Annotated in this window: 11 protein-coding genes; 9 read left to right on the top strand and 2 right to left on the bottom strand. The window is 64.3% G+C overall.

What is annotated here, in order from left to right:
* Window positions 1-206 precede the first annotated feature (206 nt).
* The 9 genes from JOZ76_RS35630 (at window position 207) to JOZ76_RS35590 (ending at window position 9,073) form a co-directional block, all read left to right on the top strand.
* The gene (locus JOZ76_RS35630) at window positions 207-1,223 is read left to right on the top strand and encodes a TRAP transporter substrate-binding protein (RefSeq protein WP_291706057.1); all 1,017 of its coding nucleotides are present in this window, start codon (window positions 207-209) and stop codon (window positions 1,221-1,223) included.
* Between the two features lie 82 nt (window positions 1,224-1,305).
* Window positions 1,306-1,815, top strand: coding sequence for a TRAP transporter small permease (locus tag JOZ76_RS35625; RefSeq protein WP_291706056.1), 510 nt, complete (start codon window positions 1,306-1,308; stop codon window positions 1,813-1,815).
* A gap of 6 nt (window positions 1,816-1,821) precedes the next feature.
* Window positions 1,822-3,138 carry a TRAP transporter large permease gene (locus JOZ76_RS35620; protein WP_291706055.1) on the top strand — a complete coding sequence of 439 codons (1,317 nt, stop codon included), beginning with the start codon at window positions 1,822-1,824 and terminating at the stop codon, window positions 3,136-3,138.
* A gap of 20 nt (window positions 3,139-3,158) precedes the next feature.
* Window positions 3,159-3,620, top strand: coding sequence for a DUF3237 domain-containing protein (locus JOZ76_RS35615; RefSeq protein ID WP_291706054.1), 462 nt, complete (start codon window positions 3,159-3,161; stop codon window positions 3,618-3,620).
* 119 nt (window positions 3,621-3,739) lie between these two features.
* Window positions 3,740-4,549, top strand: a complete 810-nt coding sequence (locus tag JOZ76_RS35610) for a crotonase/enoyl-CoA hydratase family protein (protein ID WP_291706053.1) — start codon at window positions 3,740-3,742, stop codon at window positions 4,547-4,549.
* Window positions 4,546-6,441, top strand: a complete 1,896-nt coding sequence (locus tag JOZ76_RS35605; RefSeq protein ID WP_291706052.1) for a feruloyl-CoA synthase — start codon at window positions 4,546-4,548, stop codon at window positions 6,439-6,441. Before JOZ76_RS35610 ends, JOZ76_RS35605 begins: the two co-directional genes overlap by 4 nt.
* 14 nt (window positions 6,442-6,455) lie before the next feature.
* Entirely contained in the window at window positions 6,456-7,217 is a 762-nt protein-coding gene (locus JOZ76_RS35600) for an SDR family NAD(P)-dependent oxidoreductase (RefSeq protein ID WP_291706051.1), read from the top strand.
* A gap of 206 nt (window positions 7,218-7,423) precedes the next feature.
* Window positions 7,424-7,843 (top strand): acyl-CoA thioesterase, encoded by a 420-nt coding sequence (locus JOZ76_RS35595; RefSeq protein WP_291706050.1) that lies wholly within the window; start codon window positions 7,424-7,426, stop codon window positions 7,841-7,843.
* A 78-nt stretch (window positions 7,844-7,921) separates the two neighbouring features.
* Window positions 7,922-9,073: an ABC transporter substrate-binding protein gene (locus JOZ76_RS35590; protein WP_291706049.1), complete on the top strand. Its 1,152-nt coding sequence runs from the start codon at window positions 7,922-7,924 to the stop codon at window positions 9,071-9,073.
* A gap of 135 nt (window positions 9,074-9,208) precedes the next feature.
* On the opposite strand, the gene JOZ76_RS35585 is transcribed toward JOZ76_RS35590, so the two are convergent.
* A complete protein-coding gene (locus JOZ76_RS35585; protein ID WP_291706048.1) occupies window positions 9,209-9,934 on the bottom strand; it encodes an ABC transporter ATP-binding protein in 726 nt (241 codons plus the stop codon).
* Window positions 9,931-10,278, bottom strand: a 348-nt coding sequence (locus JOZ76_RS35580; RefSeq protein WP_291706047.1) for an ATP-binding cassette domain-containing protein, incomplete at its 5' end; no start/stop codon positions are given. The genes JOZ76_RS35580 and JOZ76_RS35585, both read right to left, overlap by 4 nt.

Genomic DNA, 10,278 nt, shown 5'->3' with positions numbered 1-10,278 from the left:
GCGAAATGCAGCGTCAGCATCCCAAAATCCTCCCGAAGGCAGGCCTTGCGACTTTTGTTCGCGATACTTGAACATCAGGATACTATAGATTTCCGCCGCAGGGACCGGCGCGGGTCGTTGCCGCACACCCGCAATGATGATTATATCGCATAACAATTACCGCAGAGGGTCACCAAAAGGCCCCACGCATCAGGGAGAGATGACCGATGAGGAAGACGATTATGGCGTTGCTGCTGGCCGCCAGCGTGACGCCTGCGTTCGCGGAGGAACAGACCGTCAATCTGAAGATTTCGCACTGGGTGCCGGCCTCGCACCCCCTGCAGAAGGCGCTGGAAGACTGGGCCGCCGCAGTGGAGAAGGCCTCCGGGGGCACGATCAAGTCCCAGGTCTTTCCGGCACAACAGCTCGGCAAGGCGATCGACCATTATGACATGGCGCGCGACGGTATCGCCGACGTGACTTACGTCAATCCAGGTTACCAGCCCGGCCGCTTTCCGATCATCGGCGCCGGCGAGCTTCCCTTCCTGATGTCGGACGCAAAGGGCGGCTCGGAAGGGCTCGACGCCTGGTACCGGAAATATGCCGCCAAGGAGATGGGCGATGTCAAGTTCTGCCTCGCCTTCATTCATTCGCCGTCCTCGTTCCACACGCGCACCAAGAAGATCGTGGTGCCCGAGGACGTCAAGGGCATGAAGATCCGCCCCGCGGATGCGACGATCGCGAATTTCGTGACCCAGCTCGGCGGCACCAATGTGCAGTCCGCCGCGCCCGAGGTGCGCGACACCATCGAGCGCGGAGTCGCCGACGGAGTCACGTTCCCGTGGGGCTCGCTGGTGCTGTTCGGCGTCGACAAGGTGACCAAGTATCACATGGAGGCGCCGCTCTACGTCACGACCTTCGTCTTTGTGATGAACAAGGACAAGTACAACCAGATGTCCGACCGCCAGAAGATGGCGATCGACGACAACTGCAACACGGAAGCAGCCGGGCGCGTCGGCGAGCCCTGGGGCAAGTTCGAGGATGCCGGCGTCGACAAGGTGAAGGCGGAGTCGGGCCAGGAGGTCTACACGCTGACCCCGGAGCAGACGGCACAGTGGAAGAAGGCCGCCGAGCCGCTGGTGAAGACCTGGGCCGACGGCGTCAAGAAGACCGGCGTCGATCCCGACACGGCGCTTTCGGAGCTGAAGGCCTCGCTCGCCAAGTACAACGCGCTGACGCAGTAGTTGGGTGCGAACCGGTAGCGATACGGCGGCGGGAGGCTCCTGCCGCCGTTTGCTTGCAACCTCCTGACCTGATGGAGCTCTGATGAAGCGCAGTTCGATGGACCGTTTCATCGATTCGATCGAATGGATCGCGGCGGGCTTTGTCGGCATCGTCGCGCTGGACATTTTTCTTGCTGTGCTGCTCCGCAACACGGTGAACTACGTTTTCCCGGATTCCTTCGACATCGGACGCATGCTCCTGGGCATCCTGATCTTCTGGGGGATCGCGGCGACCAGCTATCGCGGGACCCACATCACCGTGGATCTGATCTGGGCCAATGTCGGTCCGCGCTACCAGCGCATGATCGACGTGTTCGCAACGCTGGTGCTGCTGTTCGTGGTCACGGTGCAGACCTACACGCTGTTCGACAAGGTGCGCGGCACCTATCGGGACAACGTGCTGACCTACGACACGCACATGCCGACCTGGCCGTTCTTCGCCGTGGCCTGGGCGGGCGACGTCTCGGCCGTGCTGCTGATCGCGATCCGCACCTACCGGCTGGTCTTTCAGCCCGAAGAGATGCACGATCCGAAGATCAAGGCGACGGAGTAGCGCGGCGTGAGTACCAATACAGTCGCCATTCTCGGCTTCGTCTCGCTGTTCGCGCTGATGCTGCTCCGCGTGCCGGTCGGCATGGCGATGGGTCTCGTCGGCGTCTCCGGCTTCAGTTACCTCGTCGGCGGCACGCCGGCGCTAAAGCTGGTCGGCCAGACCTCGATGCGCACGGTCACCGACTACACGTTTGGCGTGATCCCGATGTTCCTGCTGATGGGGACCTTTGTCTCCAATTCCGGCATGAGCCGCGAACTATTCCGCGCCGCCAACGGCTTTGTCGGACATTTGCGCGGCGGGCTCGGCATCGCCACCGTCGCCGCGTGCGGCGGTTTTGCCGCGATCTGCGGCTCGTCGGTTGCGACCGCCGCCACGTTCTCGGCGGTCGCCTATCCGGAAATGCGCCGCTTCGGTTATCCGCAATCGTTCGCCACCGGTGTGATCGCGGCCGGCGGCACGCTCGGCGCCATGCTGCCGCCGTCGACCGTGCTCGCGGTCTACGGCATCATCACCGAGCAGGATATCGGAAAATTGTTCATGGCCGGTATCATCCCGGGCCTGCTGGCGATGACCATGTACATGATCACCATCGCCCTGATCGGCTATTTCCGTCCCGATTTTTTGCCGCGCGGCAAGCCGATCGGCTGGCGCGAAGGCCTGGCCGGTCTGAAGGACATCTGGGCGCCGGTAATCCTGTTCGTGTTCGTGATCGGCGGGCTCTATGGCCTGCCGTTCCTGCCGCGCTTCACGCCGACCGAGGCCGGCGGCGTAGGCGCCACCGGCGCGTTCCTGATCGGCGTGCTGACCGGCAGGCTCGACAAGGAAAAGATCCTGACCTCGCTGTTGCAGGCGACCCGCACCGCAGCCGCTGTTTTCACCGTGCTGATCGGCGCCCTGATCTTCGGCTATTTCCTCACGGTGACGCAGACCCCGCAAAAGGTGACGGAATTTCTCACCTCGCTGGGCCTCGGCAGCTACGGCGTGCTCGCCGTCATCATGGTGATGTATCTCGTGCTCGGCTGCCTGATGGACGCCATGGCCATGATCATCCTCACCGTGCCGATCATTTTCCCGGTCGTCACCCATCTCGGCTTCGACCCGATCTGGTTCGGCGTCATCATCGTCATGACGGTCGAACTCGGCCTGATTCACCCGCCGGTCGGCATGAACGTGTTCGTCATCAAGAGCGTGGTGAAGGATGTCTCCTTTGCCACCATCTTCAAGGGTGTGATCCCGTTCGTCCTGACCGACCTTGTGCGGCTGGTGATCCTGATCGCGTTCCCGATGCTGGCGCTCTGGCTGCCGCAGCACATGGCGGGATAGGCTGGTTTGGAGTGAAGCCGATGACCCCTGTTCTCGAAACCAAACACGTTTTCACCATTACCGCGCGGATCGGGGAGGTCGTCAGCGCCGGCGATACCGGTCATGGCGTGCGCCGCATCATCCCGATCACAGGCGGCGAGGTGCGGGGCGAACGGGTCAACGGCACGGTCTGTCCGTTCGGGGCCGACTTCCAGATCATCCGGCCGAGCGAACTGATCGAACTGGAGGCGAAATACGCATTCGAGACCGATGACGGCGCGATCGTCTATGTCGAGAACAAGGGCATCCGGTTCGGGCCCATCGATTTGTTGCAGAAGCTGAAGCGCGGCGAGCCGGTCGACCCCGGCCTGATCTATTTCCGCACCGTGCCGAAGTTCGAGACCGGGTACGAAAAATACCGCTGGTTGATGGAACATTTGTTCGTCGCGTCCGCCGCACGCCATGCCGACCGTGTCGTAATCGACGTGTTTCAGGTGTTGTAGCCGCGCCGCGAGATGTACCCTCCCGGAGGAGGGGGGCAGCGGCGCACGCCGCGAGATAGTTGACTCCTGCGAAAATAGTTATAAAACATAACTATTCTGAAAAGGACGCAATAGATCCGATGGGAAACGCCGACGCCGCTGGCACCGCGGGCCAGGGAACGCACCTCAAGGTCGAGCGACGGGGGGCGGTGCTGACCGTCGGCCTCAACCGGCCGGCCAAGCGCAATGCGCTCAACGACGGCATCATCCTCGAGATCGGCGAGTGCTTTGCCAATCTGCCCGATGATCTCGGCGCCGTCGTGATCCATGGCATCGGCGACCATTTTTCCTCCGGCCTCGATCTTTCCGAACTGACCGAGCACGACGCCACCGGCGGGTTGTTGCATTCGCAGATGTGGCACCGGGTGTTCGACCGCATCCAGTATAGCCGCGTGCCTGTCATCGCCGCGCTCAAGGGCGCGGTGATCGGCGGCGGGCTCGAACTCGCCTGCGCCGCGCATATCCGCGTCGCGGAGCCGTCGGCCTATTACGCGCTGCCGGAAGGCCAGCGCGGCATCTTCGTCGGCGGCGGCGGCTCGGTGCGGCTGCCGCGCCTGATTGGCGTGTCGCGGATGACCGACATGATGCTGACCGGCCGGGTGTATTCGGCCACGGAAGGCTCGGCCTACGGCTTTGCGCAATATCTGACCGAGGCTGACGGCGCGCTGCCGAAGGCAATGGAGCTGGCCGAACGGATCGCGTCGAACGCGCCGCTGACCAACTTTGCGGTGCTGCAGGCGCTGCCCATGATCGCTGAAGCCAACCCGCAGGCCGGACTCTTGATGGAATCGCTGATGGCGACGGTGGCGCAGAGCGACAAGGAAGCGAAGCGGCGGATCCGCGCCTTCCTCGAGCACAAGACCGCCAAGGTCAAGCCGGGGTCAAAATGAGCGCGCGACCGACCATGACAGCGGATCAGAACATGGCGGCAGGCGGGGCCCGTCAGCACCCGCTGCGGGCGATCTCGTTCTGCGATCCCGCCGTCAACATCGAGCGCCGCGACGACGGCACCCTTTATCTCCGTCCGAAGCAGTCGTTGCCCGACTATCCGCGGCGGCTGACGGACCGCCTGCACCATTGGGTGAAGGCCGCGCCCAGCCGCGTCTTCATGGCGGAGCGCCAAGGCGGCCGCGGCTGGCGCGAACTGAGCTATGCCGAGCTTCTGGCCGCGAGCCGGCACATCGCCTCGGCGCTGATCGCGCGCGGCCTGTCGGCCGAGCGTCCGGTGATGATCCTCTCCGGCAATTCGATCGACCATGTGCTGCTGGCTTTCGGCGCGCTCTATGCCGGCATTCCGTTCTGCCCGGTCTCCCCGGCCTATTCGCTGGTGTCCAAGGATTACGGCAAGCTGTCCTATCTGATGAAGCTGTTGACGCCGGGCCTGGTGTTCGCCGACGACGGCGAAAAATTCGCCGACGCGCTGCACGCCAACGTGCCCGATGGCACCGAGATCGCGGTCGCCTTCGGCAAGGTGCCGGGCCGCGACGTGACGACGCTCGCCGAACTCGTGGCGACGCCAGAGCATCCCGCGCTCGATGCGACGCATGACGCGATCGGTCCGGATACAATCGCGAAGTTTCTGCTGACCTCCGGCTCGACCGGCAATCCCAAGGCGGTCATCAACACGCAGCGCATGATCTGCGCCAACCAGGTGATGCTTCGGGAAACCATGACATTCCTGAAGGACGAGCCACCCGTGATCGTCGACTGGCTGCCGTGGAATCACACCTTTGGCGGTAATCACAACATCGGGCTCACGCTTTATAATGGCGGCTCGATGTATCTCGACCAAGGCAAGCCGGTGCCGGGCGGCATCGAGGAGACCGTGCGCAATCTCCGCGAGGTCTCGCCGACGGTCTATTTCAACGTGCCCAAGGGCTATGAATCGCTGTTGCCCTATCTGCGCGACGATGCCGCGCTGCGCGCGACATTCTTCAAGCGTCTGCAGACGATGTTCTTCTCGGGCGCCGCGCTGTCGCCCCATGTCTGGAATGCGCTCGACGAGCTCTCGGTGCAGGAGTTAGGTGCGCGCGTGCCGATGCTGACCGGGCTCGGGGCCACCGAGACCGCGCCGTACTTCATGTCTGTCAATCCCGCGACCAGCCGCTCCGGCCATGTCGGCCTGCCGGTTGCCGGCAGCGAGGCCAAGCTCGTGCCGGTCGGCGGCAAGCTCGAGGTGCGCGCGAAAGGGCCGAACGTCATGCCGGGCTATTGGCGGCAGGCGGAGGTGAGCGCGGCCTCGTTCGACGAGGAGGGCTTTTACAAGCTCGGCGATGCGCTGAAACCCGCCGACCCGACCAATCTCGACGCCGGTTTTGATTTCGACGGCCGCATCGCCGAGGATTTCAAGCTCGCAAGCGGCACCTGGGTGTCGGTCGGTCCCTTGCGCGCGCGCTTCATCGCCGCTCACGCGCCGCTGGTGCGCGACGTCATCATCGCAGGGATCAATCGCGACGAACTTTCAGCGCTGGTCGTGCTCGATCTCGACGGCTGCCGTCTGATCAATCCGACGCTGCCGCCGGACGACTACGCCATGATCGCGTCGGACCCGCTGATCCGCGACGCCTTCCGGGAACGCTTTGCGCGCTTCCTGACCACCGCCACCGGCTCCTCGACGCGCATCGCGCGCGCGGTGCTGATCGACAGGCCGCTGTCGATCGATCGCGGCGAGGTCACCGACAAGGGCTCGATCAATCAGCGCGCGGTGCTGGAGCATCGCAGCCACCTGATCGAGGAAATCTATTCGCCGGCGCCGCCGGAGCATGTCATCACGCTGGGCTAGATGGAGAGACCGTCATGCAATTGAAGGATCAAGCCGCGATCGTCACCGGCGGAGCCTCGGGACTGGGCGCGGCCACAGCGCGAAAACTCGCCGGGCTCGGCGCCAAGGTCACCGTGTGCGATCTCAATGCCAAGCTTGCCGAGGAGGTCGCGTCCGAAATCAGGGGCACGGCCGTCACCTGCGATGTCTCCGACGCGGCCTCCGCTGAAGCCGCCGTGGTGCAGGCCAGCAAGGCGCACGGTCCGGCGCGGGTGCTGGTGAACTGCGCCGGCATCGGGGTTGCCAAGCGCGTGATCGGTCGCGATGGGCCGATGCCGCTCGCCGACTTCGACCGCGTGATCAAGGTCAACCTGATCGGCTCCTTCAACATGCTGCGGCTCGCCACCGCCGAGATGTCGAAACTCGAGCCGCTCGCCAGCGGCGAGCGCGGCGTCGTGATCAACACGGCCTCGGTCGCGGCCTATGACGGCCAGATCGGGCAGGCGGCCTATTCGGCCTCCAAGGGCGGTATCGTCGCGATGACCCTGCCGATCGCGCGCGAACTCGCGCAGTTCGGCATCCGCGTGCTCACCATCGCGCCTGGACTGTTCCTGACACCGCTGCTCGCCAATCTGCCGCAGGAGGCGCAGGATTCGCTCGCTTCGTCGATCCCGTTCCCGCGCCGTCTGGGTGCGGCGGACGAATTCGCCTCGCTTGCACTGCACATGATCGACAACCCCTATCTCAACGGCGAAGTGGTGCGGCTCGACGCCGCGCTGCGCATGGCGCCAAAGTAAAGCATGGTGAGCCTTGACCAGGCGAAGGCTGTTCACCTCTCCCCGCTTGCGGGGAGAGGTCGAAATTCGCGTGCAGCGCGAATTTCGGGTGAGGGGGACTCTCCGCGAGCTCGGTCGATGGTGACTCCCCCTCACCCCGGCACTCTCCCCGCAAGCGGGGAGAAGGGGCGCACCGTCGTTGCCGCACGAGCGAGGTAAGCCCTACGATGTTCGTCCACCGGCGCGATGTGCAGATCCAGTGGGGCGATTGCGACCCCGCCAACATCGTCTACTATCCGCGCTACTTTGCGATGTTCGACGATTCCACCTCGATCATGTTCGAGGCCGCCGGCTTCTCCAAGCAGGACATCATCCACAAATACGGCCTGGTCGGGATTCCGATGGTGGACACGCGGGCGAAATTCTACCTCCCCTCGACCCATGGCGACTGGATCAGCATCGAAAGTCGCATTGAGAAGTTCAACCGGTCGAGCTTTGAAGTCATCCACAGGGTCTACAAGGGCGAGGCGCTCGCGATCGAGGCGTTCGAGACGCGTGTCCTGGTCGGCCGCCATCCTGACGATCCGGACAAGCTGAAATCGGTGCCGATGCCGCGAGAGATCATCGAAAAATTCACGCAGGGCTGACGCGAACATGTCGGTCCTGCTTGTTTGAACGGCTGAACGACAGATCCAAGAACGAAAGTCGAGTGGAGGGAGAAGCGAATGAAAAAGATTGTTTTGTCGGCCGCGGCGTTGGCCGCGGCGCTGGCGCTGCCGGGATCGCCGGCGCTGGCGCAGACCAACGAGATCACCATCGGCATCACCACGACCACCACCGGCCCCGGCGCCGCGCTCGGCATCCCCGAGCGCAACGCGCTGGAATTCGTGCCCAAGGAGATCGCCGGTCATCCGCTGAAGATCATCCTGCTCGATGACGGCGGCGACCCGACCACCGCGACCACCAACGCGCGGCGCTTCGTCACGGAATCCAAGGCCGACGTCATCATGGGCTCGGCGTTGACGCCGCCGACGATCGCAGTGTCCAACGTCGCCAATGAGGCCGGCATTCCGCATTTCGGGCTGGCGCCGTTCCCGATCACGCCCGAGCGCGCCAAATGGTCGGTCGCGATGCCGCAGCCGATCCCGATCGTGGGCAAGCCGATCTACGAGCACATGAAGGCGCACAACGTGAAGACGGTCGGCTATATCGGCTATTCCGATTCCTATGGCGATCTCTGGTTCAACGATTTCAAGGCGCATGGCGTGCCGATGGGCCTGACCGTCGCCGATGAGGAGCGCTTTGCGCGTCCTGATACGTCGGTGACCGGGCAGGTGCTAAAACTCGTCGCCGCCAATCCCGACGCGGTCCTGGTCGGCGCGTCCGGCACCGCGGCGGCACTGCCGCAGACCGAGCTGCGCGAGCGCGGCTATAAGGGTCTGATCTACCAGACCCACGGCGCGGCCAGCATGGATTTCATCCGCATCGCCGGCAAGGCGGCCGAGGGCGTGATCATGGTCTCGGGGCCCGTGATGGATCCCGAGGATCAGCCCGAGGAGGCCGCGACCAAGAAGCCGGGGCTGGCGCTGGTCCAGGCCTATGAGGCGAAATACGGCCCGAACAGCCGCAGCCAGTTCGCCGGCCACTCCTATGATGCGTTCCTGGTGCTCGAACGCGTCGTTCCGGCGGCGCTGAAGACCGCAAAACCCGGCACGCCGGAATTCCGCGAGGCGATCCGCCAGGCGCTGCTCACCGAACGCGAGATCGCCGCGAGCCAGGGCGTCTACAACTTCACCGAGAAGGACCGCTACGGCCTCGACGAGCGCTCCCGCATCCTGCTCACCGTGAAGGACGGCAAGTACACGCTATTGAAGTAGAGGTAGAAGCGCTTCCAAGACCAATACTGTCATCCCTGCGAAAAAGCGGGTGATCCAGTATTCCAGAGACAGGTGTTATCGGGCCGAGAGGCCGCGTACTGGATGCCCCGCTTCGCGGGGCATGACCGGCTTTGCTTAACCCGCGCCTTCGACCTCGAAGCCGAGATAGCTCGCGGCGACGCGCGGGTCGGCGGCGATGACGCTGGCCTGTCCTGAGAGGACGAACTCGCCGAGCTCCATCACGTAGGCGCGGTCTGCGATCTTCAGCGCGCCGATCGCATTCTGTTCCACCAGCAGGACCGAAACACCGGCCCTACGCAGCTCCGTGACGATGCGGAAGATGTCGGCAACGATGATTGGCGCGAGCCCGAGCGAAGGCTCGTCCAGCATCAGCAGCTTTGGGGCGCCCATCAGCGCGCGGCCCATCGCCAGCATCTGCTGCTCGCCGCCCGACAATGTGCCCGCGAGCTGCTTGCGCCGCTCTTTCAGCCGCGGGAATAGCGTGTAGACGTGCTCGAATGAGCGCGCCGCCTGCGCCCGCGCGACGCGGAACGCGCCGAGCTGCAGGTTGTCCTCCACGCTCATCGTGGCAAACAGCTCGCGATGCTCGGGCACCAGGCTGAGACCGGCCGCGACGCGATCCTCGATGTCCATCCGCGCCATGTCGCCGCCTGCAAAGCTGACGCGGCCATTCAGCGGCAGCACGCCCATGATCGCATTGAGCAGCGTGGTCTTGCCCGCGCCATTGGCACCGATGATCGTGACGATCTCGTTGCCCGCGACGTCGAGCGTGACCGAGCGAACCGCCTCGACCTTGCCATAGGCGACGTGCACGTCGCTGACCGATAGCAGCCCGCTCATGTCACGGCTCCGAGATAGGCTTTGATGACGTCGGGATTCTGCTTGATCGCCTGCGGCGTGCCCTCGGCAATCTTGGTGCCGAAATCGAGCACGACGATGCGGTCGGCGAGATTCATGACAAAGCCCATGTCATGCTCCACCAGCAGCACCGACATGCCGCCTTGGCGCAATTCGCGAAGCAGCGCGGCGAGGCGCTGTTTTTCCATGTGGCGCAGGCCGGCGGCCGGCTCGTCGAGCAGGAGCAGCATCGGGTCGACGCAGAGCGCACGCGCGATTTCGACGATGCGCTGCTGGCCGAGCGAGAGCGAGCCCGCGAGCTGATCGATCTGGTCGGCGAGGCCGAC

Origin of the sequence: Bradyrhizobium sp. (assembly GCF_019244115.1) — a bacterium.
Lineage (GTDB): Bacteria > Pseudomonadota > Alphaproteobacteria > Rhizobiales > Xanthobacteraceae > Bradyrhizobium.
Note: the sequence above shows the minus strand (reverse complement) of the source record. Positions and strands in the feature narration are given on the sequence as shown.

What these genes read in the sequence shown, in the direction of transcription:
- JOZ76_RS35630 (WP_291706057.1), top strand. Translation starts at nt 207, where the DNA reads ATGAGGAAGACGATTATGGCGTTGCTGCTGGCCGCCAGCGTGACGCCT.
- JOZ76_RS35625 (WP_291706056.1), top strand. Translation starts at nt 1,306, where the DNA reads ATGAAGCGCAGTTCGATGGACCGTTTCATCGATTCGATCGAATGGATC.
- JOZ76_RS35615 (WP_291706054.1), top strand. Translation starts at nt 3,159, where the DNA reads ATGACCCCTGTTCTCGAAACCAAACACGTTTTCACCATTACCGCGCGG.
- JOZ76_RS35610 (WP_291706053.1), top strand. Translation starts at nt 3,740, where the DNA reads ATGGGAAACGCCGACGCCGCTGGCACCGCGGGCCAGGGAACGCACCTC.
- JOZ76_RS35605 (WP_291706052.1), top strand. Translation starts at nt 4,546, where the DNA reads ATGAGCGCGCGACCGACCATGACAGCGGATCAGAACATGGCGGCAGGC.
- JOZ76_RS35600 (WP_291706051.1), top strand. Translation starts at nt 6,456, where the DNA reads ATGCAATTGAAGGATCAAGCCGCGATCGTCACCGGCGGAGCCTCGGGA.
- JOZ76_RS35595 (WP_291706050.1), top strand. Translation starts at nt 7,424, where the DNA reads ATGTTCGTCCACCGGCGCGATGTGCAGATCCAGTGGGGCGATTGCGAC.
- JOZ76_RS35590 (WP_291706049.1), top strand. Translation starts at nt 7,922, where the DNA reads ATGAAAAAGATTGTTTTGTCGGCCGCGGCGTTGGCCGCGGCGCTGGCG.
- JOZ76_RS35585 (WP_291706048.1), bottom strand. Translation starts at nt 9,934, where the DNA reads ATGAGCGGGCTGCTATCGGTCAGCGACGTGCACGTCGCCTATGGCAAG.